The sequence below is a fragment of the Chryseobacterium proteolyticum genome, assembly GCF_046591535.1.
Classification (GTDB): domain Bacteria; phylum Bacteroidota; class Bacteroidia; order Flavobacteriales; family Weeksellaceae; genus Chryseobacterium; species Chryseobacterium proteolyticum.
Window position 1 is genome coordinate 594,913 of the sequence record NZ_JBJLWK010000003.1, and the last position, 24,467, is coordinate 619,379.

Annotated in this window: 18 protein-coding genes and 1 pseudogene; 4 read left to right on the forward strand and 15 right to left on the reverse strand. The window is 37.3% G+C overall.

The window, feature by feature from the left end; genetic code table 11:
- The first annotated feature begins 191 nt into the window (after nucleotides 1-191).
- Together ACJ5H0_RS13750 and ACJ5H0_RS13755 are read left to right on the forward strand one after the other, a co-directional pair.
- Nucleotides 192-3,062 carry a carboxypeptidase regulatory-like domain-containing protein gene (locus ACJ5H0_RS13750; RefSeq protein ID WP_411249938.1) on the forward strand — a complete coding sequence of 957 codons (2,871 nt, stop codon included), beginning with the start codon at nucleotides 192-194 and terminating at the stop codon, nucleotides 3,060-3,062.
- A gap of 31 nt (nucleotides 3,063-3,093) precedes the next feature.
- Nucleotides 3,094-4,401, forward strand: coding sequence for a DUF5689 domain-containing protein (locus ACJ5H0_RS13755; protein WP_411249939.1), 1,308 nt, complete (start codon nucleotides 3,094-3,096; stop codon nucleotides 4,399-4,401).
- Nucleotides 4,402-4,468: 67 nt separating this feature from the next.
- Here the strand turns inward: ACJ5H0_RS13755 and ACJ5H0_RS13760 are convergent, their stop codons facing one another.
- From ACJ5H0_RS13760 to ACJ5H0_RS13780, 5 genes are all read right to left on the reverse strand, one after another.
- A complete protein-coding gene (locus tag ACJ5H0_RS13760; protein ID WP_228457017.1) occupies nucleotides 4,469-4,939 on the reverse strand; it encodes a DUF6702 family protein in 471 nt (156 codons plus the stop codon).
- A 58-nt stretch (nucleotides 4,940-4,997) separates the two neighbouring features.
- Complete coding sequence (locus tag ACJ5H0_RS13765) at nucleotides 4,998-5,750, reverse strand: LOG family protein (protein WP_411249940.1); 753 nt, start codon at nucleotides 5,748-5,750, stop codon at nucleotides 4,998-5,000.
- A gap of 7 nt (nucleotides 5,751-5,757) precedes the next feature.
- Nucleotides 5,758-6,471 carry a nucleotidyltransferase family protein gene (locus ACJ5H0_RS13770; RefSeq protein ID WP_345990959.1) on the reverse strand — a complete coding sequence of 238 codons (714 nt, stop codon included), beginning with the start codon at nucleotides 6,469-6,471 and terminating at the stop codon, nucleotides 5,758-5,760.
- 75 nt (nucleotides 6,472-6,546) lie between these two features.
- On the reverse strand, nucleotides 6,547-6,954 hold the full coding sequence (locus ACJ5H0_RS13775) for a RapZ C-terminal domain-containing protein (protein ID WP_172282234.1): 408 nt from the start codon (nucleotides 6,952-6,954) through the stop codon (nucleotides 6,547-6,549).
- Nucleotides 6,955-7,008: 54 nt separating this feature from the next.
- Complete coding sequence (locus ACJ5H0_RS13780; protein ID WP_411249941.1) at nucleotides 7,009-8,028, reverse strand: aminoglycoside phosphotransferase family protein; 1,020 nt, start codon at nucleotides 8,026-8,028, stop codon at nucleotides 7,009-7,011.
- A 50-nt stretch (nucleotides 8,029-8,078) separates the two neighbouring features.
- Between ACJ5H0_RS13780 and xrtF the strand changes: the two genes are divergently transcribed.
- Nucleotides 8,079-8,609, forward strand: a complete 531-nt coding sequence (gene xrtF, locus ACJ5H0_RS13785; RefSeq protein ID WP_411249942.1) for an exosortase family protein XrtF — start codon at nucleotides 8,079-8,081, stop codon at nucleotides 8,607-8,609.
- Nucleotides 8,596-9,030 (forward strand): exosortase F system-associated membrane protein, encoded by a 435-nt coding sequence (locus ACJ5H0_RS13790; protein WP_172282240.1) that lies wholly within the window; start codon nucleotides 8,596-8,598, stop codon nucleotides 9,028-9,030. Before xrtF ends, ACJ5H0_RS13790 begins: the two co-directional genes overlap by 14 nt.
- A gap of 10 nt (nucleotides 9,031-9,040) precedes the next feature.
- On the opposite strand, the gene ACJ5H0_RS13795 is transcribed toward ACJ5H0_RS13790, so the two are convergent.
- The 10 genes and pseudogenes from ACJ5H0_RS13795 to ACJ5H0_RS13840 all read right to left on the reverse strand — a co-directional run bounded on the left by ACJ5H0_RS13795 (nucleotide 9,041) and on the right by ACJ5H0_RS13840 (nucleotide 24,443).
- On the reverse strand, nucleotides 9,041-10,021 hold the full coding sequence (locus ACJ5H0_RS13795; protein WP_172282242.1) for a cation diffusion facilitator family transporter: 981 nt from the start codon (nucleotides 10,019-10,021) through the stop codon (nucleotides 9,041-9,043).
- Nucleotides 10,022-10,090: 69 nt separating this feature from the next.
- Nucleotides 10,091-11,083, reverse strand: a complete 993-nt coding sequence (locus tag ACJ5H0_RS13800; RefSeq protein WP_172282251.1) for an aspartate-semialdehyde dehydrogenase — start codon at nucleotides 11,081-11,083, stop codon at nucleotides 10,091-10,093.
- A gap of 30 nt (nucleotides 11,084-11,113) precedes the next feature.
- Complete coding sequence (locus ACJ5H0_RS13805) at nucleotides 11,114-11,545, reverse strand: hypothetical protein (protein ID WP_172282253.1); 432 nt, start codon at nucleotides 11,543-11,545, stop codon at nucleotides 11,114-11,116.
- 93 nt (nucleotides 11,546-11,638) lie between these two features.
- Nucleotides 11,639-14,254, reverse strand: coding sequence for a TonB-dependent receptor (locus ACJ5H0_RS13810; RefSeq protein ID WP_273650445.1), 2,616 nt, complete (start codon nucleotides 14,252-14,254; stop codon nucleotides 11,639-11,641).
- 209 nt (nucleotides 14,255-14,463) lie between these two features.
- Nucleotides 14,464-15,324 (reverse strand): carboxylating nicotinate-nucleotide diphosphorylase, encoded by an 861-nt coding sequence (gene nadC / locus ACJ5H0_RS13815; RefSeq protein ID WP_172282257.1) that lies wholly within the window; start codon nucleotides 15,322-15,324, stop codon nucleotides 14,464-14,466.
- Between the two features lie 15 nt (nucleotides 15,325-15,339).
- Nucleotides 15,340-16,912, reverse strand: a pseudogene (nadB, locus tag ACJ5H0_RS13820) (L-aspartate oxidase).
- Between the two features lie 29 nt (nucleotides 16,913-16,941).
- A complete protein-coding gene (locus ACJ5H0_RS13825; RefSeq protein ID WP_172282261.1) occupies nucleotides 16,942-17,568 on the reverse strand; it encodes an NAD(P)H-dependent oxidoreductase in 627 nt (208 codons plus the stop codon).
- 124 nt (nucleotides 17,569-17,692) lie between these two features.
- On the reverse strand, nucleotides 17,693-19,687 hold the full coding sequence (locus ACJ5H0_RS13830) for a T9SS type B sorting domain-containing protein (protein ID WP_411249943.1): 1,995 nt from the start codon (nucleotides 19,685-19,687) through the stop codon (nucleotides 17,693-17,695).
- Nucleotides 19,688-19,801: 114 nt separating this feature from the next.
- Nucleotides 19,802-22,063: a T9SS type B sorting domain-containing protein gene (locus ACJ5H0_RS13835; RefSeq protein WP_411249944.1), complete on the reverse strand. Its 2,262-nt coding sequence runs from the start codon at nucleotides 22,061-22,063 to the stop codon at nucleotides 19,802-19,804.
- A gap of 118 nt (nucleotides 22,064-22,181) precedes the next feature.
- Nucleotides 22,182-24,443: a T9SS type B sorting domain-containing protein gene (locus tag ACJ5H0_RS13840; protein ID WP_411249945.1), complete on the reverse strand. Its 2,262-nt coding sequence runs from the start codon at nucleotides 24,441-24,443 to the stop codon at nucleotides 22,182-22,184.
- Nucleotides 24,444-24,467 lie beyond the last annotated feature (24 nt).

Here is a 24,467-nt window from a genome sequence, read left to right on the forward strand (position 1 = left end):
TTTCATCTTTAAATATAAGTAAATTTAAAATAATTGAACGGAGCGTTTAGCCGGATGCATTACAAAGCCGCAATATTAAGATAACATAATTTTAAAAGTATTTCAGATTATAAAAATTTGTTAAATTTATATTTCCCTACTTTTTTAACGCGTTGAAAACTAAGGGAAAACTATAAAAAATACATTTGCTTATGATTAAAAAATTATCATTAGTCTCTTTGTTTACTTTACTTCCGGCTTCTTATTATTTCGCGCAGACAACTGTGTTTGCTTATTTAAAAGATGCAGATGGAAAACCTATTGAAAGGGCAGAAGTAGATTTAAAAGGGAATGAAAATGATGTTACGGCAGACAAGATTGGCTACTTTCAATTTGTCGATTTGCAGCCCGGACATTACCAGATTGTTATTACAAAATCGAATTACGAAACCAAAGTTATGGAGTTCGATGTGACTCATGATGAAAAGAGGAAAGATTTGGGGATTATTACCCTGTATTCTAATTTAACTAATGTTGATCAGGGATTGGCTATCATAGACAGTGATAATGACGACGACGGTAGCGGCAGCCAGACCTCCACGGTTGGACTTCTTCAATCATCCCAGGATGTATTCAGCAGAATTGCAGCGTTTGATTTAGGTTTTTACTGGTTTCGGCCCAGAGGAATTGACGGACGAATGGGAGAAACTATGTTAAACGGAGTTTCTATGATCAAGTCTGATAACGGAAACGTAGATTTCGGAAATTGGGGAGGACTTAATGAAGTGACGAGATACCCTGAAATTTCTGCGAACCATTCCCCGTCAGAATACGCGTTTGGGGGAAATAGTTCGGTCATTTACAAAAATACCAAGGCTAGTGAGTACAGGAAAGGGTTTCAGTTTACACAATCTCTTACCAATAGAAACTACAGAAACAGGACCTCCCTACGCTATAGCTCCGGGATGAATAAAAACGGGTGGGCATTTACAGTAATGGGAGCAAGAAGATGGGCGGAAGAAGGAATTCAGGAAGGAACATTTTACGATGCATATGGAGCTTATTTGGGTATTGAAAAGAAATTCAATGACAAGCATAGTATGACCTTCAATTTTATTGGAGCTCCTTATAGAAGATCGACAGCAAGCCCAAGTACACAGGAAGTATATGATTACAGAGGAGTACATTATAATTCCTATTGGGGATATCAGGACGGTAAACAAAGAAGTGAAAGGGTGAGAAAGGGTTTTCAACCGATATTCCAAATACAGGATTTTTGGAAAATTGACAAGAAATCAAGTCTCTGGACTTCTGTCTCGTATCAGTTTGGAAAGGATAGAGGCTCGCGCTTAGACTGGCAGAATGTACAAAATCCGTCACCTACATACTACAGGAATTTGCCAAGTTATTATGATTCCTTAGACCCTAATGCATCGGTTGCTGTAGGACCTGGTGGAACGATGACGACTGCCCAGGACGCATATCAGACATCTCTGGCAGCCTGGACTTCCGGAGATCCGGGAATTACTCAGCTTAATTGGGATGCTCTTTACAAAAGGAATGGACAACAGGCGGCAGGAACGTATTACGGGCAGACGGGACGAAGGGCTTTATATTATCTGGTTGATGATGTAAGTAATGATAAGATTTTTAATGCAGCAACACACTTTATCCACAATTTTAATGATACAACTAAGTTCCTATTGAATGTATCATATCAAAATTATAAATCAGAACAATACAGGGAAGTTAAGGATCTTTTAGGTGCTGATTTTGTTTTAAACCGGGATCCGTTTGCGGCAACCAATCAACCGGGAAAATCCGGATTGTTCAATGATGGGGAAGAGAATGTAACGAAAAAGGTCGGAGACAGAATGACTTACGATTATATTTTCAGAAGACAGGAAGTTAAGGTGAATCCGGGACTAAAATTTGCAACCGGAAAATTTGATGTATTTGTTTCTGCTCTTGCAGGCTACTCAACATCCAGCAGGGAAGGATTATTCAATCATTATTTGTATAAAGACTCTAAAGGGAAAGGACAGGACTACAATTACTGGAATTATGGACTGAAAGGTCAGGTAATTTATAAACTGAATGGCAGGAACTTTCTGGTATACAATGGAGCATATTATTCGCAGGCTCCTTATCTGGAAGATCTCTTTATCAATCCCAGAGTAAACGGATCTGTAGCGCCTAATATTCAGAATATGGTAATCAATGCCAATGATATCAGCTATGTTATTTCTTCACCGTTTCTTAAGTTGAGGTTAACGGGATACTTGGTGAACACAAGCAATGAAACCACCGTGCAAAGGTTTTTTGCTGATGGTATTCAGTTAAGTAATTCTGATGACCAGGGAAATGAAACTATTGTACAAAGTGCATTTGTAACGCAGGTAATGACCGACGTTAAAAGAAGAAATATGGGGGCAGAGCTGGGGTTAGACGTAAAGATTATTCCTACATTATCACTACAGGGGTTAGTAAGCCTTGGACAGTTTACCTATGAGAATGATCCTGTTACCTATTTTGCTTCCGACGCTTCAGGTATTTTTTCTAATGGACTTTCTTATATGAATTTAGGAAAGGCTTACATTAAAAATTATCGTCAGGGAGGGACTCCACAGCAGGCTTACTCTTTGGGGTTCAGATATAATTCTCCCAAATACTGGTGGTTCGGTGCCAACTGGAATTATTTTGATGATAATCATTTGGATCCATCCGCTCTGATAAGGACAGAATCATTTGTTCAGAATAATGTTTCTTCAACTCCTTATATTAATCTTAGCGAATCTGAACTGAGAAGAGTGTTGCAACCCAATAAGCTGCCTTCTTCATTTTTTATCAATGCTAATGCAGGAAAATCCTGGGTCATTGGTAAATATTACGTTTTGCTTTCAGCTTCGGTTAATAATATTTTGAACAATAAGAGGTATATCACCGGAGGCTTTGAGCAAACAAGAAATGCCAAATTCCCGGATTTTGTTCAGGATACAGACAGGGAGTTTACTTTATTTGGCCCAAAATACTGGTATACACAGGGAAGATCTTATTTCATTAACCTTCAGCTTAGATTTTAATTTCTATCATCCATTATTAAAAACAACAACAATGAATATAAAAAAATACTTTAGTATAGTAATGGGAGTGGTTTTGGCAGCTTCTGTTACATCTTGCGTGCAAAAAGATGATTGGGAAACTCCACCCGTTAAGTGCACGAATAAATTTCCAGCGGTTACGATGACTATGGCTGATTTTAAAGCCCAGGCTCCGTCGAGTGGTTATATTCTCATCAATACGGACCAGATTTTCGATGGTTATGTAGTATCTTCAGATGAAAACGGCAATTTCTATAAAACGATTTCTTTTCAGGATAAACCTGAAAATCCTACCGTGGGATTACAAATTGAAGTAGATAGAGCAAATAATTATGCTGATTTCCCTGTAGGAGCCCATATCAGAATTAATGCAAAAGGATTAAGACTTGGGCTTGACAGAGGAGTTGTGAAGATAGGCTCCGTGGATAATACTTATGCTATAGGAAGAATCCCGGGACCTTTACTGAGCAGATATATGTCTGGGGTATGTAATGGAAACGGACTTGATATTGCTACGTTAAAGCCTCTTGAATTGGCGAATCTGAAGTTGGCCCAGGATGCTAATTATCTGAATATGCTGGTGAAGGTTCCGAATGTTCAGTTTTCTGCTTCTGAGATGGGTAAGAAATACATAGATTATGTAGGTGGTGCAGGAGTAGATACTGATAGAAGTATCGTGGATGTCTTTGGAAATACAACGAATATTAGAAATTCAGGGTTTTTTACTTCTGGCTCTGCTTTGATTCCTGAAGGAAAAGGGGAACTGACATTTGTAGTAAGCCGCTATAATTCTTCATGGCAAATGCTGATCAGAAGTTTGAACGATGTACAATTTACGGGGAAAAGGTTTTTCTTTGAAGGGTTTGATGGAAGTCTGGATGATAATTGGTTTGCTGTAAGTATCACAGGAGCGCAGGTATGGAATATTCAGCAGTTTGGAAATCCAAAACCATGTGTAGTGATGAATGGTTTTTCCGGAGGTAATAATGTTAATGAGGACTGGCTGATTTCTAAACCAATTTCTTTGCAGGGCTTTACTTCGGCAGCTTTATCATTTGAAACTGACGCAAGATATAATGGTAACCCACTTGAAGTTTTTGTTACTGAAAACTACACCGGAAATCCATCGACAACAAACTGGGTGCCTTTATCTGCAATACTGGATACAAATGCGGCTGCGTTTAATACCTGGACTTATTCCGGAGATATTAATCTTAATACCTATGTTAATAAAAGTATTTCAATTGCATTTAAATATACCTCCACAACATCGGCTGCTGCCACCTGGGAGTTAGACAATGTTAGAGTAGTGGGTAATTAAAAAACTACAATTTCTAAATAAAAAAGCCACTACAGATGTAGTGGCTTTCATAATTTAAATTAACTCTTTAAAAAGATACTTCGTTCACTTCTTTCCCTCGTTGGAAATTCATTACTTTCTGACTTCCTTTATACGAGATAGTAACAATGTTACTCTGTTTTGGAAAGGCGCTTAGAAGGATCGTGTTTTTTATTTTCAAGGTATTGATATCTGAAACACCTCCGGTTTCAAAATATACCCATACAGTTTCTCCGCTTACCTGACTTCCTGTGAATGTTATTGTTTTTGGAGAGCCGTTGACGTACACATCAAAATTATTATTGACATATTTTTTTACTTCTGCCTCAAAACCTGCTGTATTCGGATTTATCTTAATAGCATCGGAAATATGACTCGTATTCATTTTCGTGGTGAACTTCAATGTTTTGCTTCCATCTATATAATCAACCTTAGTCATTGAAGAGAAAAAGTCTACATACATAAAACTCATTAACATAAAACATGTTAAAATTCCTGATATATATAAAAGTTTTTTCATCTTAATTAATAAATTTACAATCATAATTGTTCGTTATAAGTGACAAATAATATGCCAACTAGAAGTTTACGTTGACCGCATACTTGTCGTAAAATGCTTTAATGTGTGCTACAGCCTCATCCGCAGTATCTACCACTCTGTAAAGATCAAGATCGTCTTCAGCAATCATCCCTTCTTTTAGTAAAGTTGCCTTAAACCAATCTAACAGTCCTCTCCAAAACTCAGACCCAACCAGAACAATAGGGAACTTTCCGATTTTGTTCGTCTGGATCAGCGTGATAGCTTCAGTAAGTTCATCCAGGGTACCAAATCCTCCTGGCATTACAACAAATCCCTGGGAGTATTTTACAAACATGACCTTCCTTACAAAGAAGTAGTCAAAATTCATCGAATAGGATTTGTTGATATAAGGATTAAAATGCTGTTCAAAAGGAAGATCTATATTTAAGCCGATAGATTTACCCTTAGCATTAAAGGCTCCTTTATTTCCCGCTTCCATAATTCCTGGACCCCCTCCTGTAATGATACCAAAACCTATTTTCGTTATTTTTTCTGCAATTTCTACGGCCATTTCGTAGTATTTGCTTTCGGGCTTTAATCTTGCAGACCCGAAAATGGAAACACAAGGGCCTATTTTAGCTAATTTTTCATAACCGTCTACGAATTCAGCCATTACTTTGAAAACCATCCAGCTATCCTTAGTAATGATTTCGTCCCAGGTTTTTTGTCTTAAACTGTTTTGTAGTTTTGTTTCATTAACATCAAATTCCGGATTTATTAAACTTTCGTCTCTGGTACCATCCATTTCCATTGCAAAATTATTTAAAATGTTTTTCGGCTTCTTTTACAGATTCTGGTCTTCCAACATCTATCAGCAGATTATTGTGTACAAATCCATGAATATGTTCGGTTTGCATTAAATCCAGATATTCTTCCATAACAGAAAATTTGCCTGTTCTTTTTATTTTTTCAAAGATAGAAGGGTTAATGCAATGTACACCGCTAAAAGCCAATGCTTTAAATCCTTTATTGAATTCTGCAAGCCTTTGTTCTCCGGTTTGTACGTTTAGCCAGCCTCTTAAAACCATTTCATCATTGAAAAGTAATTTTCTCGAGCTTTCCCTGTCCGAGACGGCTAAAGTAGCAAAATCTTTTATCTTTTTGTGATAACTTACAAGATCATTAATATTAATATCGGTAAGAATATCCGCATTCATGATTAAGAAATCTTCTCCATGATCAAGAAATCTTCTAGCAAAAATTAAACCACCTCCGGTTTCAAGCAATTCTTCACGCTCATCAGATATTTCAATATTGCAATTAAAGTTGTTATTTTCCTTTAAAAAATCAATGATCTGATTTCCAAAATGATGGATATTGATGACAAAATCATTAATTCCAAAACTTTTAAGGTATTTGATATTTCGTTCCAGTAGTGGAATTCCATTTACTTTTGCCAGGGCTTTCGGATGATGGTCTGTAAAAGGCTTGAGGCGTGTTCCTTTACCGGCAGCGAAGATTAGAGCTTTCATTTGTTATAATGGGTAGATGATTATTAAAACATACACGGAGTACATTAATTATTTATATAATTGATCGTTTATCAATTATGAATTAAGATGATGTTGCTCATCATGATGTAAGCTTATTTCAGTTCCCTGAGGATATTTTTCTTTGATAAATTCGGCTATTTTTATTGCTGAATATACCGATCTGTGCTGTCCTCCGGTACACCCAAAATTAATCTGCAGATTTTCAAATCCCCGGGAAAGATAATTATCAATATTGATGGATATAATTCCTTTTACCAATTCCAGAAATCGTGGCATCTCGGTTTCATTTTCAAGGAACTCCTGGACTCCTTTGTCGCTTCCTGTCTGACTTTTATATTCCTCAATTCTTCCGGGATTAAGAATTCCTCTGCAATCAAAAGTAAAACCTCCACCATTACCGGTTTCGTCTTTGGGAATTCCTCCTTTCTTGTATGAAAAACTGTGGATGTCTATGTGTAACATAAGTATATATTTTTTATTTACCCTTTAAGATTTAGATGTATTTTCTTAAGGCTTTTACGGGTTTAAAATTGTGTTTATTTTTAAATGTACTTTCTCGTGATCTAATTGTTGTATTAATTTTTTGAGCTCAGGATATTCATTTATACCTTCCCAAGTTTCCGCGAAACGGATCACGTTTTCAATCCCCTGATTGATGCTTGATATAAAATGTGGCTTTCTTTGAATAAGACCTCTAAAACCGTATGCACCAAGAACCTGGAGAAATCTCATCATTTGAATAGGTTTTACCGAGTTTCTTAGTTGATGTTGTGTCTGTCCACTTTCAAATTGCTGAATATAAAATTCTAACATTTCATTTTTGAAATCTTCGGGAAAGTTTGCCTTAGCCTGAAAAAGAAAGGAAATAACATCATAGATAAGAGGGCCTTTCATTGCAGATTGATAATCAATGAAGGAAACATCGTTATTTTCGTTAACCATGATATTTCTTGCCTGAAAATCCCGTATCATTATTCCTTTTGGCTCAAGACTTTCAATAAGAGAGGCTATGGCTTTGAATTCTTTTAGTAGGGTTGACTTATGATATTCCAGCTCCAGGACATCGGCAATGAAATTCTTAAAATAATACAAATCGTGGATGACCGGAAGTTCGTCATAATTCTCATATTCAAATGTTTTGGTAAAATCTATTTCCCCACTTGTCCGTATTTGTAACTGAAAAAGCTTTTCTAAAGTCTGCCTGACCATGGCTTTTACTTTCACGGAAAGACCCTCTTTTGCAATAATTTCGGAGAGGGTGTGTTCTCCTAAAAATTCCTGAACATATGTTTTCCGGTCTTCGGAAATAATAAGAATAGCAGGAGTGTTGAGGTGTAAGTGAGAGAAAATATTTGAATAATAAAAAAAACTTTCATTTTCCTGAATATTTTCATTATAGGTAATAATATACTTTTTGTTATCTGCCTGCGCCAGAAAATTCACTCTCGCGGATCCGCTTTGAGCCAATGTGACGAACTCAGAAGATTTTTTACCTATATGGTTTTCAAAAAATCGTTGTGCGTTTTCAGAAGTCATAATATGGAAACAAATATACTAAATTAGAGTCTAATTTTTATCTTTGTATTATGCTAAAGGATTTTAAGCCGGTTTTAAGTATTCTGTTGAGGTTCATCATCATTTATGTGGTGTTGCTGTTGGGTTATCAGTTTTATCTGAACAGCTACAAGGAAACGGGGCTGGATCCTTTTTCAAGGATGATTGCTGAACAGGTGAGCTATATTCAGAATATCTTGAAATATCCTACACAGCTGTATAATGACGTTGAAAAAGAACAGGTCTGGTTTTATGTAAAGAATGTTTACGTTACACGAATGGTTGAAGGATGTAATGCAATTTCCGTAATGATTCTTTTCGTGTCTTTTGTTTTTGCATTCTATAAAGGAGCTAAAACATTTATTTTTGTTTTGATCGGCCTTGTGATACTTTATGTGATCAATGTTCTTAGGATCGTAGGAATTAATCTTTTGGTCAGTGATTACAAGCAGTATGAAAAGATGGCCCATGATTTTCTTTTTCCTGCTGTGATCTATGGAACGGTAGTTATCCTGTGGCTTGTTTGGATTAAATTTTTTGCTTTAAAGAATGAAAATACTTAACTGGGTTTTAGTGATACTTGGAGTTGCGGGACTTATGAGTGTACGGGTATTTGAAAATAAGATCTTTTATGATCCTTTTCTTGAGTATTTTCATAAAGCCGATAAGACTATTGCTTTTCCTGCTTTTGATTGGGGAAAGCTGATTCTTGGGCATTTCCTAAGATTTCTTCTGAATTTATTTTTTTCCTGCCTTATTATTCATTTTTTATTTAAAAATAAAACCTGGACCCTGCAGGGTGGAGTATTGATTACTATAATTTTTCTTATTACTTTTCCCATCTATCTTTACTGTATTCATGACAGGTTTGAAGTGGGATATCTTTTTTCTTTCTATATAAGAAGGTTTGTGATCCAGCCTTTGATTATACTTCTTATTGTTCCTATGTTTTATTACAGGCAACAATTATTAAAAAGAGCTTAGATATATCAGTCTATGTTGCAGTATGTTTAACCTCCAGTGTTATATTCTCTGTAGTCCATTCCACTCTTTTTACGAAATCCCTTTCGCGGACTGGGCAATCCATGATCTGGCAGACCGGGCATGAAATCGTTTTGCAGTCATCCATATGAAAATTAAATTCAATGGTACGGTTGATATTTTTTGCCAGGAGGATAATCACATTTTCCATTTCTTTATGGGCGTCACGAAGGCTATAATACCATGGTAACGTAATATGTGCGTCGATATGGAGCGAAGCTCCGAATTGCTGGATTTTCATATTATGTACATCAATCCATTCTGCTTTTCTGTTGTTTTCAAGAACTTGAACAATCTGGATCAGTATCTCGGGATCCTGCTCATCCATAATTCCGCTTAAAGACTTGCGGATGATCTTATATCCTACAAATATAATATAGGCTCCAAACACCAAGGCAACTACAGAATCTAGCCAATAGATCTTTGTAAAATAAACAACAATTAAACTAAGAACAACTCCAAGAGTGGTAATGGTATCAGACTGAAGGTGTTTTCCTGAAGAGATCAGAACCAATGAGTTATCCGCTTTCCCTTTTTTAATGGAAATATAGCCCAGCAGATAATTGACCACTGCAGTGGCAGCAATGATTGCAATTCCCCAGTCCATTTTATTAAGCGTCTTACCGACGATTAAACTATTGGTACCTTCGTAGATGATCATAATACCTGCAATGGCGATTAGCGCTCCCTCTATTCCGGAAGTTACGAATTCAACTTTTCCATGTCCGTAAGGGTGTCCCTCATCTTTAGGTTTTGCGGCCAGATGGAGTGAATAGAGTCCCATAAATGCGCTGATAACGTTCACGACACTTTCCATAGCGTCTGAAAAAACAGCATCGGAATTAGTGAGTTTCCAGGCGATAATTTTACCGATGAACAAAATAACTCCAAAAACGGCAATTAATCTTTGAAAGCCTATTTTATTTTTATTCATATTCTTTAATCTTACTAGTTTGATAAAAAAAAGAATCTCAATTTTGAGACTCTTTTTTATTTTGTTAGTTTAAACTAAGTTTTTTGATACCAGGTATTCTGCGATCTGTACTGCGTTCGTTGCAGCGCCTTTTCTCAGATTATCCGCCACGATCCACAAATTGAGCGTTTTGGGTTGTGACAGATCCCGTCTTATCCTTCCTACAAAGACTTCATCTTTTCCTTCTGAGTCTAGTGGCATCGGATATCGGTTGTTTTTCACATCATCTATTACTATAACTCCCGGGGTTTCAGATAAGATCTTTCTTACTTCATCGAGGTCGAACTCATTTTCAAATTCGATATTCACACTTTCCGAATGTCCGCCCTGAACCGGAACCCTTACTGCCGTTGCCGTTAAATTAAAAGTATCATCCCCTAAGATTTTCTTAGGCTCTTTCATTAATTTAATCTCTTCCTTCGTGTAATCGTCATCACTGAAAACGTCACAGTGTGGTAAAGCATTTTTAAAGATCTGATAAGGATATACCTTTGCTACGGAATCATCGCCTTTAATTTCAGAATTTAACTGATCTACGGCTGCTTTCCCAGTTCCGGTCACAGACTGGTAGGTTGAAACAACCACTCTTTTAAGGTCATATTTCTTATTAAGTGGTCCCAGAACCATAACCAACTGAATGGTAGAGCAGTTGGGGTTGGCAATAATTTTATCTTCGGCTGTTAAAACATTCGAATTGATCTCAGGAACCACCAGTTTTTTGGTAGGATCCATTCTCCACGCAGAAGAATTGTCGATTACAGTAATTCCTGCTTCAGCAAATTTGGGAGCAAATTCCAAAGATGTAGAACCTCCGGCTGAAAAAATAGCAATATCAGGTTTGGCAGCTATAGCGTCATTAATGCTTACAATCGTATACTCTTCCTGTTTATACTTCACCTTCTTACCAATAGATTTTTCCGAAGCTACCGGAATTAATTCTGTGACAGGGAAGTTTCTCTCCTCCAAAACTTTAAGCATAACTTGTCCAACCATTCCTGTTGAACCTACTACAGCTACTTTCATCTTAATGATTACAATGTTTAAGTTAATATATTATGCCCCGAAGACCCTTGTCCACGGGAACGCGAATGCAAATAAGCCAACCGCAATAAGTCCCATGATTACAATTCCTAACGAAATGGTATCATTGGATTTTACTTTTTTATTGATGATCGTCATCAATACGGCTGCAATCAGCATAGAAAATGGATGTTCCACATATTGAAATCTTAGGTCTGCATTTTTCATTACTGCTCCCATATCCAATCCTTTTGTAAAGTTGGTGATCAGCATAATGATTCCAATCAAAAATTGAACGTGGAAGAAGATCATGGTGAAAAGAGTGGTCTTCTTTAAAAATTTGTTCACTTTTCCACTGAAGCCAAACATGGTCCCTAAAAGTGCAATAATAAATAGTGCTACCAAAAGAAGCTCAAGATACCCAAATCCTTTGTGGGCACTAAGTAAAATCTTGTAAAAATCCATATCCTGTTTTTTTCTATTTTTCTAGTAGACAAAGATAACAAAAAATCCCGGCCAAAGCCGGGATTGATATTTATAAAATCTAAATTTATATTATTAGAAGTTGAAAGATAAATTAGCAGACCAAGTTCTTCCGAAACCGAAATAAACTCTGTTCGATGGGTCAAGCCCTTTGTATAAAGTAGCTTGATATGCAGCATATTGCTGAGGCGTTGAGAAATCTCCCTCTCCTTTAGCAAAGATGTTAGTTGCTCCATCTGAAATATAAGTAGTATCTAATAAGTTGTAAACGTTAGCACCTACAGTGAAGTATTGTGACGTGTTATTTAATCTTATTTTATAAGAAAATCCTACATCAAACAGGTTAAAATCTGGTAATTTAAGTGATCCTCTTGCCTGGTTTTCAGGTTTGGAGAATGATCCTGGATCAATAGATGAGTAAATTTCACCCACGTATCTCCAAGTACCATAGATACTTAAATCTTTTACAGGTCTTATGGTAGCTCCCAATGAAGCAGTCATCTGAGGAATACTGTTACTGCTACTTCCCCCTACTTTTACACCATCTAGGTAAAGAGTAGTATTGTTAGAAGCGTTTCCAGAAGTTACTACTGGATTGTTGTTATCATCAAATGTAGCCCCACTAGCATTACCTTTATATTTGTAGTCTCCAATAGATAACATTCCTTGGAATTCTAGCATGGGGATTGGCTTATAGGTTGCATCTATTTCAATTCCCATATGTACCTGTGTAATTCCACTGATTTCTGCGTAACCGGTTAATGTTGACGTTCCTGTTGGAGAAGAAGGATCTACTACTTCAAATGTCATTCCTCCTCTTCTGAACCATCTGTCTTTCCACTCAGTTCTGTAAAGGTTAACATTTGCGTTTAATTTAGATGATCTGAATCCATAACCAACTTCAGCTGAGAAGATTTTCTCATTAGTCAAAGTAGGGTTAAGAACCTGAAAGTTACTTGGATATACAGAGTTCATGAAAGGCTGCTTGCTGTAATATCCGATATTAGCAAAAACATTATGGTTATCATTAATATTATAATTTGCCCCCCCTTTAATGTTGTATCCGAAAAGATTCTTGAAACCAGTTTTTGTATTTACTATCTGTCCAGTAACTGCATTAGGTTGTCTGGTTACACCATCTTTTACAAAGTTATCAATTCTTTGATATGCCTGATTTGAAACGGAACCTTGTAAGAATGCTGATAAATTATCCTTAGAATATTCTACTTGAGCGAATCCACTGTACCAAAGTACTTCACCATCATTACTGTAGCCTATTTGATCTCCTATTGGAGCAGTTTTCCCTCCAAACGGATTCCATGAAAGGCTCTTGTAATCATACACTTTATTAACAATGTATGGCGCCACATTTTTGTTTCCGGCTTCTTTATACCCTGCAGCTCCGTAAAGATCTGAAACTACTTGATAATGATAACCATAGTAATATCTGTCGTCTGTACCTACTGAGAAATTCCAGTTATCATTGATTTTATGTTGGAAATTTGCTAAAATCCCATACCAGTTGTGGGAGTTAATACTTGCTCTACGGATTAATGTACTTCCTGCTGGAGTAGCCGGATTATTTAGGTCAACAGCCTGGTTAGCTGCAAAAATAGCATCATAATTGAAATGCCCCATATTGTCATAGTAACCAGTAGCTCCTTTTCCGCCAACTCTACCCAAATCACCAGTTCCACCACCTCTACCATTAGACATATATAGAACAGTACTTAATTTGGATTTTTCATTCATATTCCAATCCCAGTTCAACATCATTACGGGCTTAGCGTAATAATTAGATCTGTTTGCTAAAGCCACTTTATTTCCATTTGCATCGGTATAGTAACCATAATCAGAATTGTATTGTCTGTATGGAGTACCATCTTGGTCCGGATTATATTTTATATAGTTTGCAATAGTAGGAGAGAAGGTTCTCTGATCATGCCACTGTGGAGATGAAGTTATAGTGAATTGGAAGTTATGCTTTTTGTTCGGCTCCCAACCTAATGCGAAATAGTAAGCATAAGCTTCAAAGTCTGTGTTTTCGATATAAGTTCCTCCTGCAGTTCTACTCATTAGAAAAGATGAAGACCATCCTTTATCAAGTTTTCCAGTATTATATGCAAATGATGTTTTTAAGTAGTCATTATTACCAACTCCTAATCTTATCACACCTCCTTTTTTCATGTCCGCAGAACGAGTAATGTAGTTAATAGTTCCCCCTACAGAAGCTATCCCTAATTTAGAAGAACCTAAACCTCTCTGTGCTTGAACAAAACTAGTAACGTCAGCTAAACCTGTCCAGTTAGAGTAGTATACAGTACCTCCTTCCATATCATTTACAGGCATACCGTTTACCATTACTGCGATGTTTCGGGACTCGAAACCTCTCATGGTAATACCTCCGTCACCGTAACCACCTCCGGATTTAGTAGCGTACACTGAAGGTGTAGTGTTTAAAATCTCGGTAAGTTCTTGGTTTCCTAATCTTTCGATAATTTGTGCTGCTTTAATAGTAGATGCAGCAACCGGTGTCTTTCTATCTTTAGCGATATCTGTTACACCTTGTAAAATTACCTCCTCAATGTCTTTAGACCTCTTAATCGTGTCCTGTGTTTCTTGAGCGTAATAAACACTAGCTGTAGACAATGTAATTACTACAGTCAGTATCGATTTGTTGATTAATTTCATAATCGTTAGTAATAGTTAGATTTAAATTTTATGCAAAAGTCGGTATTTAAATTTTAACCAATATTAACCCAATGTTAATTTTTAACGAATATTAAGAATTATTAATTTGTTGATTTATAGTATTTTAGCTTTTTTACCTGTTTTTATGTTAAAAAAATGCATTGCATAATACATAAAAAAGTAATATTATTTTTGTTAAAAATACAATGCTATTTCACGGCTTTGAGGCTTAGATCTATGTTTTTAGCCGAGTGTGTAAGGGCTCCGGCAGAAATGTAAGTAACACCTGTAGAGGCAATATCTTTTAGCTCATCACGGGTAATTCCGCCGGAAGCTTCGGATTCACATTTGCCGTTAATCATTTCAACCGCCTGTCTCATTGTTTTCACATCCATATTATCGAGCATGATTCTGTCTACCTTTGCTTTAATAGCTTCTTCAACTTCTTCAAGATTCCTTGTTTCAACCTCTATTTTCAGTTTTTTCTTGTTCTTTTTAATATAATCTTTTGCCATTTTTACCGCATTGGTAATACTGCCATTATAATCAATATGATTATCTTTCAGCATGATCATGTCATAAAGCCCGTATCTGTGGTTGGTTCCGCCTCCTATAGCAACCGCCCATTTTTCACATATCCTGAAATTAGGAGTAGTTTTTCTTGTATCTAATAATTTGGTTTTTGTCCCCACTAATCTTGAATCCCATTCATGTGTAAGGGTTGCTATACCGCTCATCCTTTGCATGCAGTTCAGGATCAGCCTTTCTGTTGAAAGAATTGATTGAGCTGGTCCTGTAACTATGAAGGCAATATCGCCTACTTTGGCTGCCTCACCGTCTTTAATAAAGGTTTCAACTTTTAGGTTTTTATCGAAAGTTGTAAAGATAATTTCAGCTAATTCAACTCCTGCAAGGATACAATTTTGCTTAACCAGAAGTTGAGCACTTTGTTTAAGATCTTTTGGAATTGTTGATAGGGTAGAATGATCACCATCCTGGATATCTTCTTCCAGAGCAGATTTTATAAATGTTTTAAGTGCTTTATCTGTTACGTAGTTTGGCTTTTTCATGTTCTTTATACTTGGTTAAGCTAAATCTTTATTATAAAATGCCCCCTTATTTTCAGTCATTTCCATAGATTGGGTAATGATGAGATGAGCAACGGTTGTTAAGTTTCTTAGTTCGGATAATTGAGGGGAAAGAATAGAGTAGCGATAGATTTCATCTACAGCCGCGGCAATTTCATGATGCTTTTGAAGAGCCATTTTTAAACGTCTGTTGCTTCGTACGATACCTACCAGGTCACTCATCATTTCCTGAAGTTGTTTTCTGAGGTAGCTTACGATAACCATTTCATCAATAATTTTCATTCCTTCCTCGTTCCACTCCGGAACAGCTTTTAGATCATCAAAATTAAAGTTGTTATCCTTTAACAGCTCTACGGTCTTCATCGCTGCATTATGCCCAAACACAAGTCCTTCTAGTAAAGAGTTGGAAGCAAGTCTGTTAGCTCCGTGTAAGCCGGAGTTGGTGCATTCGCCCACGGCAAATAAATTTTTGATAGAAGATTGCCCGTCTCTGTCCACTTCAATTCCTCCCATCAGATAATGGCAGGCGGGAACTACAGGAATTAATTGAGTGAAAGGATCAATGGCTTCTTCTTTGCATTTTTTATAAATATTAGGGAAATGGTCTAAAAATTTTTCCTGATTCATTTCCCGGCAATCCAGACCTACATATTCATCTCCGGAAATTTTCATTTCGTTGTCTATAGCTCTTGCTACTATATCTCTGGAGGCAAGTTCCTCACGTTCATCATATTTATGCATGAACTTTTCTCCTCTTTTTGTTCTGAGTTTTGCACCATCACCACGTACTGCCTCTGAAATCAGAAATAACATTCCGTCAATTTTGCTATACAGGGCTGTAGGGTGGAACTGGTAATATTGCATGTTGGAAACATTTCCTTTTGCGCGGGCTACAAATGCAATTCCGTCACCTGTCGCAATAGTGGGATTGGTTGTGTTTTTATAAACATGGCCAGCACCTCCGGTTGCAACGAGTGTTATTTTTGAAGTTATTTTTTTTTATGGTTTTGGATTTTTCATCCAAAATATATGCACCATAACAGTGGATGTCTCCTTCATTTAATTCTTTTCCGGGAACATGGTGCTGAGTGATAATGTCAATAACGTAATGGTGATCGAGAATTTCGATGTTTGGACTATTTTTGGCCGTCTGTAAAAGAGCTCTTTCTATCTCAAATCCCGTGATATCCTTATGATGAACAATTCTGTTTTCTGTATGTCCTCCTTCTCTTCCTAATGCAAATTCTCCATTTTTCATGTCGAATTGAGCACCCCATTCTACAATTTCATTAAACCTTGCGGGAGCTTCTTTCACCACCATTTCTACCACATCGCGTTTACTTTCTCCATCTCCGGCACGCATGGTGTCTTCAATGTGTTTTTCGAAATTGTCTTTCTTGAAATCCGTAACGACAGCTAAGCCGCCCTGAGCATATTTTGTATTGCTTTCATCTTCATCAGATTTTGTTACTATTATTATATTGGAATCAGGAAGTTGTTCAGAAACTTTAATTGCATAAGAAAGTCCCGAGATTCCGGAACCAATTATTAATACATCCGCTTTTATCATATGCTTGCTTTAAGACAATGGTCTAATCATTAAATAAATTTAAACAATTTTTCGTTTGGTTTCCGTACTTTTTTCATGTGCTGGAAATGATCTTCTTCAGATCTGTAGCCCATTGCCAGTGTAACCGTTACTTTTTCTGTTTTCGGATCCAGATTTAGGATGTTTTCGATAACATCTTCGCGAAACCCCTCCATGGGGCAAGTATCTACATTTTCAATAGCGGCAGCATACATTAGGTTGGCTAAGACGATATAGGATTGTTTTTCAGCCCAATTGAAAATTTCGTCATCTTTTTTTTGAACAATATGCTGGTTAATGCTCTTTTTGAAAGGATCAAGTGTTTCCAGTGGAATATTTCTCACTTCAGAAATGTGGTTAAAATAACCTCTTATATAACTTTCATCAATTGTTTTTTTAGAAACAATTACAATAAGGTGAGAACATGTAGAAATTTGAGATGGATTATAGAAAGCCGGAATAAGCTTTTGTTTCATTTCTTCGCTTTCAACAACTAAGATCTTGTACGGCTGAAGTCCCAAAGAGCTGGCAGACAATTTCCCCGACTCAAGAATGTTATGAAGGGTTTCCTGAGGAATAATCTCTTTGTTGAATTTTTTTACAGAATATCTTCTGCTTAAAGCTTCCAAATAATTCATAAGACAAATTTAAGAATTGAATATGAATAAAATGGAGTTATCAGGAAATATCTGTTTATAAATAATATGAAAAAGGATTGCTTCAAAAAAATGAAACAATCCTTTTTTTATGTGAATACGGATATTATTCTCTATTCTTTACCAATATCCATCCGGAATATTTGATAGCGGTATTTTTTTTGTCGTTTTCATTCCACGTTACGGAAAACCAGTAGCTGCCAGTAGAAACTTTTCTGCCAGCTATCGTTCCATCCCATTTGTATTTATTGGATTTATCACCCTGATGGAGTTTCGCCCCATACCGGTCGAAAATACTGAAAACTAAATTTTGTTTACCGGACAGTGCGGAGTAATCGATAACATCATTCACTCCGTCGCCGTTTGGAGTGATCACATTGACCAGATTTGGAACGGTAACGGTAATATCTATTGGCTCACAGTCATAGGCGTCTTTTACAAATATATTGGCTTCACCTCGTGGTAAATTAGAAAAGACATTGGAATTTTGCCAGTTGATATTGTCCAACGAGTATTGATAAGGAGGTGTTCCTCCTATTACATTTACGGTTATGGTATTGCTGGAAATATCAACATTGTTTATGACCGGTTGTTCAGAAGGGTATACGGTTACATTCTGAGTAGCAGTACACTCGCCGGTTTTTAATTTTACCCAGTAAACACCTACTCCCACATCAGTAATGCTCTGGGTTGTTGCTCCGGTACTCCAAAGATAGGATGCGAAACCCGGACCTGCGTCCAGAGTAGTTTTGTCTTCAATACAGATTATTTTGTCTTTTAAAATCGTCGAAAGAACAGGAGCGATCACCACCAGGGTGACTTTTGCTATCGCATAGCATCCGTTTGAGTTCGTAACTCTGATGTATACAACACCATTAGGGGCAATATAATTTGCCGGTGTGGTAATTTCATTGGTTCCGTTCATTGCATCCGTTAGCGATGGGTAATATTTTTTGGTTACCCCTAATTGTGTAGTTACCGAAGCGGCCGTCAGGTTGAAAGATGCTGTTGCAGGACTCGATTCAATAAAACAGGACCTTAGGGTAGCATCATTTACAGTGACAATGGGGGCTACTTTTAAGGCTATTGTTGCATCATTGTTATCGCATAATACCGACGATGGGTCTTTTATAACTACAGAAATATTGGTATCTGTGGTATACTGGAAATTTGTAGGATTTGGAATCGGGGTTCCGCTTCCTGTAATATAGTAAGTAAATGTATAATTGCTAGGAGTTGCTGTAAGTTGAGGATTAAATGTTGTTAAGTCTATATTTGCCATTCCGGCAAGGTCAGGACATATGAATTTTGTTATAGCTGTTTGTAGCAGAGGAATTTTGTCTACATAGACTTTTACGTTTTTTATAGAGTGTCTCGATCTTGCCCCTCCTGTAGAAGCTGAAAACCCAAAATAACCTACTGTCATGGCAGCAGCAGCTCCTGAAGGTGCGAAAGATTGATTAACGATTAAGTTTCCATCAATGGTTATTTTTACGATCCAGTTGGCCGGAGCTGCAGGATCTACTTCTCCGCTTACCTCTACATGTTTGTAGGTTGTACCTTGGAAGGGTTGTGTGGCATTCAGATCAGGGGAGTGAAAAGAGCTTCCGGGAACATTAAAAAACTCAACATTGTTGGTATCTGTAGTATTTGCAACCTGGCCATATGCAACATGTACTTTACTCATTCCGGAGGTTCCGGTTGCATTGTTATATGTGTCAAATCCGGTAATAAAACCGATCGCATTTTGGGATACTCCCAGTCCGGAGCCCAGAATACTTGCAACAGGAGGGTTGGCGAGATACCAAAATGCAATTCCGTCACCTGTATAAGTCTGATTGGAATCCATTCTGAAATCAAACTCTACTCTCCATTTGTCACAATATTTCAGATTGATGGGTTCGTTTAATCTTATGGAACCTGATCTGTCATTGATATCCGGAGTTAACTGCACAAAATCGGTATTTACAACCGTTGGTGCAACCATTGTCCATCCTGTAGTATTCACAGGGTTTCCTGTTAATTGATAGGTTTGTGAGAAAATCATTACCGGGAAACAGAGCAGAAAAAGGAGAGTATAAAAGGGTATAGTTTTTTTCATTGTTATAAAGGGTATTAGTTTTTTATGGTTTTATAAATCTTCTATTTTTTGGTAAAAAGAATCACTCCGGAAATAGAAGTGATTCTTTATTTTTTATATGGTTGGTTATTTTTATTAATCTCTGTTTTTTACCAGAATCCAGCCGGAATATTTAATCGCTGTATTCTTTTTATCGTTTTCATTCCATGAAACTGAATACCAGTAGCTGCCCGTAGAGACTTTTCTGCCTGCTATTGTTCCGTCCCATTTATATTTATTGGATTTGTCACCCTGGTGAATCTTAGCTCCATACCGGTCATAAATATTAAAGACAAGGTTTTGTTTGTGAGCTAATGCAGAATAATCTATAACATCATTTACTCCATCTCCGTTTGGCGTAATCACATTGATTATGTTCGGAACAGTTACGCTAATATCTATAGGCTCACAGTCGTAAGCGTCTTTTACATATATGTGGCTTTCTCCCCTCGGAAGATTAGTGAATACATTAGAATCCTGCCAGTTGATATTGTCTAATGAGTATTGGTATGCTGGTGTTCCGCCAATAACATTGACCGTCATTGTGGTGCCAGATATGTCTACATTAGTAATAACAGGTTGTTCGGAAGGGTGGACAGTCACACTCTGAGTAGTGGTGCATTCACCGGTTTTGAGCTGTACCCAATAGACACCAACACCTACATTGGTGATAGCCTGGGTAGTCGCTCCCGTGCTCCACAGGTAAGAAGCGAAGCCTGGGCCGGCATCAAGAGTTGTTTTGTCCTCAATACATATTGTTTTATCTTTTAAAACTGCAGACAGTACAGGTGCTAGTACAACTAATGTAACCTTAGCAACGGAATAACATCCGTTTGCATTATTGGTAACTCTAATATAAGCGACACCGTTAGGGGCGATATAAGCTGCAGGTGTGGTAATTTCATTTGTTCCGTTTAAGGCATCGGTTAATGATGGGTAGTACTTTTTGCTGACGCCAGCTTGTGTCGTTACTGAAGCAGCTGTAAGATTAAATGAAGCTGTTGCCGGACTTGTTTCTATAAAACAGGATCTTAATATAGCATCATTGACAACCACAACAGGGTTGATGGTGAGTGTAATTTTTGCCACATCTACACAGCCTTGTGGAGTTGTAACTCTTACATATACTGAACCGGCAGGTGATGCATAGGCTGTAGGGTTTACTATTTCGTTAGTTCCCGCATTTAGGTCTGTCAAAGACGGGTAATATTGTTTAGTAACGCCTGGAACAGTAGTAACGGCAGCTGTTGTCAGGTCAAATATTGCGGTTCCTGCATTATTATTGTTGCAGCCTGTTAATGTTACGTCATCCGCAGCAAAAGGAGTAGGATTTAGCTGAATAACCCCATCGCCATTATCACATAAAGTGGAAGAAGGGTCTCTTACTACTACCGTAATTGTTGTGGGTCCGGAATATTGGAAATTTGTAGGATTGGCAATTGGAGTAGAGTTTCCTAAAACATAATAAGTGAAAATATAATTAGCCGGAATATTTACAAATTGCGAATTATATGAGGTTAAATCCACTGTCCCGTTTCCTGTCGCAGGATTAACACAAACAAACGGTGTAACGGTGCTTTGTAAAATGGGAACCTTATCCACAAATATTTTAGCATTTTTTATTGAATGTCTTGCACTGGCTCCCCCTGTGGCTGCTGAAAATCCAAAATATCCTTGAGTCATACCAATTGCTCCTCCTGAGGGGGCAAATGACTGATCCACAATTAAGACTCCGTCAATTCTTACCTTTATAATCCAGCTGGTGGGATTGGCAAGGTCTGTTTCGCCATTTACCTCTACATGTTTATAGGTTGAGCCAACAAATGGCTGTGTAGGATTAAGATCCGGTGAATGAAATGTGCTTCCCGGAGTGTTGTTATATTCAATGTTATTGTTAAGGGAGTTGTTGGTTCCATATAAAATATGAACTTTACTCATTTGTCCTTCTGTAGTATTGTTGAAAATATCAAATCCTACCATTAAGCCCGACGCATTAGCCGGAATTCCAAGGCCTCCTCCTGAAACGAATCCTGTAGGAGGATTAGCTAAATACCAGAAGGTAAATCCATCTCCTCTTCCAAACTGTGCGGTTCCGTTTCCATCAATTCTGAAGTCAAATTCTACTTTCCATTTATCACAATATCTTAAATTAATAGGACTGGCTAATTTTATAGCTCCATATAAGTTTCCCTGATCAGCAGTAAGTTGTATGAAATCAGTATTTACGTTTGCACTTGAAACAAGATCCCATCCCGTAGTATTGACGGGATTTCCTGAAAGTTGATAAGTCTGGGATAGAAGATTTCCGGGTAGATTGGTTAAAAGAACAAAAAGGCAGAAGAGTAAAAGTTTTTTCATTTGGAGTGGGTGAAATAAGGAGTTGTTATTTATTCATTTATTTAATTTCGGATGCTTTCTTTAAAATAGTGATTTGTATTGAAAAGACCACTGCCAATGCTGGAGTGGTCTTTTTTTGTTAGTCCCTATTTTTAACCAATACCCAGCCGTTATAGTTTGTTTGAGTATTGTTTTTGTCATTTTCGTTCCAGGAGATGGTGTACCAATATGTTGCAGTAGGTACTTTTTTACCACTTGCGGTACCATCCCACTTGTAGTTTCTTAATTTGTCAGCTTCGTAAAGCTTATTTCCATATCTGTCGTAAACGATGAATATCAGATTCTTTTTATAGGCTAAAGCAGAATAGTCAATATAATCGTTTACATTATCCCCATTTGGAGTAATTGCATTAATCAGGTTCGGTACAGTGATTTGTACATCAATAGGATCACAGTTATATGAATCTTTAACAAATATTTTATGCTCTCCTCTGGATAAACCGGAGAATACATTAGAGCTTTGCCATGTTGTACCGTTTAATGAGAACTGATATGGGGGTGTACCTCCATTTACATTAATTGTAATCGTGTTATTGGTAATATCAATGCTTGAAATCACCGGTTGAGGTGCAGCTTGTACTTTTACAATCTGACTGGTGAAGCAACTTCCTGTTTTAAGCAGAACCGAATAGATTCCCACCGGAACATTTTGTATGGATTGAGTGGTTGCACCGGTGCTCCATAGATAACCGTCAAAACCTGGACCTGCATCTAATGTTGCAGTTTCGTCTATACATATTGTCTGATCTTTAAGAACAGTTGATGGAACAGGAGGTAAAACAACAAGGGTAATTTTCACAATGGTGTAACAATTATTTCCATCAATTACTTTTACATAGACTACAGCATTTGTAGATACATATGCTTGCGGATTTACAATTTCATTCGTTCCGCCCATTGCGTCTGCTAAAGTTGTGTAGTATTTTTTTATTGCTCCGGCCAGTGGTGTTACATTGGCAGTGGTCAGGTTAAATAAAGCAGATGTTGTATTGGTGTCAATGAAACAGGAGCGAATAGTATCATCATTAGCGACTACTTCAGGAAGAAATGCCAGCGTTATCTGAGCTGTTCCTGTACAACCTTGTGGTGTTGTCACTTTTACATATACGACTCCCGGAGCAGATATGTAGTTTGAAAAGTTAGTGATTTCATTGGTTCCTGCGTTGAGGTCAGCCAGTGTTTTGTAATATTTCTTAACGGCTCCCGGTACTCCCGTTACAGCTGCAGTGGTAAGGTTAAATGTTGCTGTTCCGGCTTTATTATTGTTACAAGCGGAAATAGTTACATTATTTGCTGTAAAAGGCGCCAGGACCAACTGAATCTTTCCGTCTGGATTATCACAAAGGACACCTGCATTGTCTTTAATAACAACAGAGATTGTTGTATTGGTATTGAATTGATAGTTGGTGGGGTTGGCAATAGGTGTTGAACTCCCTATTACATAGTATGTAAATGTGTAATTGGCCGGGGTATTCACAAACTGTGAATTAAAGGTTGTAAGATTGACCGTGCCATTTCCTGTTGAAGGATTCGGGCATAAGGATTGGGTAACTGAGTTCTGTAAAATAGATACTTTGTCTGTATAGATTTTTACATTTTTTATGGAACTTCTCACTGAGGCGGCTCCCGTAGAGGCTGAGAATCCAAAGTATCCCACTCCCATTGAAGCTGCAGCACCTGCAGGTGCAAATGATTGATTAATGACTGATGTTCCGTCAATTTTCAAGTTGATAATCCAATTGGCCGGAGTAGCAGGATCCACCTGTCCGGTTACTTCCACATGTTTGTAAGTAGCTCCCACCAAAGGAATGGTAGACGTAAGATCAGGTGAGTGAAAGGAGCTTCCGACAGTATTGAAATACTCAATATTATTTGTGTCAGTAGTATTTTGAACCACACCATAGGCAAGATGAACTTTATTCATCTGTCCCCCTGTAGTATTATTGTAGAGGTCAAAGCCGATCATAAGGCCGATTGCATTTTGCGGAATTCCCAGACCTGAGCCTAACTGGCTGGTTACGGGAGGATTCTGCAGATACCAAAATGCAAAACCGTCTCCTCTTCCCGACGACGTTCCGTTACCGTCAAGTCTGAAATCAAACTCGATTCTCCATTTATCACAGTACTTCAGGTTGATAGGATCATTAAGTTTGATTGCTCCTGATTTGTTGGTGAGATCATCAGTCAGCATGACAAAATCTGTGTTAACTACGGCAGAAGGAACAACTGTCCACCCTGTCGTATTCACAGGATTTCCGGTGAGCTGATAGGTTTGGGAAAAAAGATTTCCGGATAAACAGGATAAAAGTATAGTGAAATAAAATAGTAGATTTTTATTCATTAATTAGGATGTTTAAAAATTGGA

Excerpts from the sequence above, each read along its gene's own strand:
- ACJ5H0_RS13750 (WP_411249938.1), top strand. The coding sequence starts at position 192 with ATGATTAAAAAATTATCATTAGTCTCTTTGTTTACTTTACTTCCGGCT.
- ACJ5H0_RS13770 (WP_345990959.1), bottom strand. The coding sequence starts at position 6,471 with ATGAAAGCTCTAATCTTCGCTGCCGGTAAAGGAACACGCCTCAAGCCT.
- nadC (WP_172282257.1), bottom strand. The coding sequence starts at position 15,324 with ATGAAAAAGCCAAACTACGTAACAGATAAAGCACTTAAAACATTTATA.
- ACJ5H0_RS13805 (WP_172282253.1), bottom strand. The coding sequence starts at position 11,545 with ATGGATTTTTACAAGATTTTACTTAGTGCCCACAAAGGATTTGGGTAT.
- ACJ5H0_RS13840 (WP_411249945.1), bottom strand. The coding sequence starts at position 24,443 with ATGAATAAAAATCTACTATTTTATTTCACTATACTTTTATCCTGTTTA.
- ACJ5H0_RS13810 (WP_273650445.1), bottom strand. The coding sequence starts at position 14,254 with ATGAAATTAATCAACAAATCGATACTGACTGTAGTAATTACATTGTCT.
- ACJ5H0_RS13760 (WP_228457017.1), bottom strand. The coding sequence starts at position 4,939 with ATGAAAAAACTTTTATATATATCAGGAATTTTAACATGTTTTATGTTA.
- ACJ5H0_RS13830 (WP_411249943.1), bottom strand. The coding sequence starts at position 19,687 with ATGAAAAAAACTATACCCTTTTATACTCTCCTTTTTCTGCTCTGTTTC.
- ACJ5H0_RS13790 (WP_172282240.1), top strand. The coding sequence starts at position 8,596 with ATGAAAATACTTAACTGGGTTTTAGTGATACTTGGAGTTGCGGGACTT.
- ACJ5H0_RS13780 (WP_411249941.1), bottom strand. The coding sequence starts at position 8,028 with ATGACTTCTGAAAACGCACAACGATTTTTTGAAAACCATATAGGTAAA.
- ACJ5H0_RS13765 (WP_411249940.1), bottom strand. The coding sequence starts at position 5,750 with ATGGAAATGGATGGTACCAGAGACGAAAGTTTAATAAATCCGGAATTT.
- ACJ5H0_RS13835 (WP_411249944.1), bottom strand. The coding sequence starts at position 22,063 with ATGAAAAAACTTTTACTCTTCTGCCTTTTTGTTCTTTTAACCAATCTA.
- ACJ5H0_RS13825 (WP_172282261.1), bottom strand. The coding sequence starts at position 17,568 with ATGAATTATTTGGAAGCTTTAAGCAGAAGATATTCTGTAAAAAAATTC.
- xrtF (WP_411249942.1), top strand. The coding sequence starts at position 8,079 with ATGCTAAAGGATTTTAAGCCGGTTTTAAGTATTCTGTTGAGGTTCATC.
- ACJ5H0_RS13755 (WP_411249939.1), top strand. The coding sequence starts at position 3,094 with ATGAATATAAAAAAATACTTTAGTATAGTAATGGGAGTGGTTTTGGCA.
- ACJ5H0_RS13775 (WP_172282234.1), bottom strand. The coding sequence starts at position 6,954 with ATGTTACACATAGACATCCACAGTTTTTCATACAAGAAAGGAGGAATT.
- ACJ5H0_RS13795 (WP_172282242.1), bottom strand. The coding sequence starts at position 10,021 with ATGAATAAAAATAAAATAGGCTTTCAAAGATTAATTGCCGTTTTTGGA.
- ACJ5H0_RS13800 (WP_172282251.1), bottom strand. The coding sequence starts at position 11,083 with ATGAAAGTAGCTGTAGTAGGTTCAACAGGAATGGTTGGACAAGTTATG.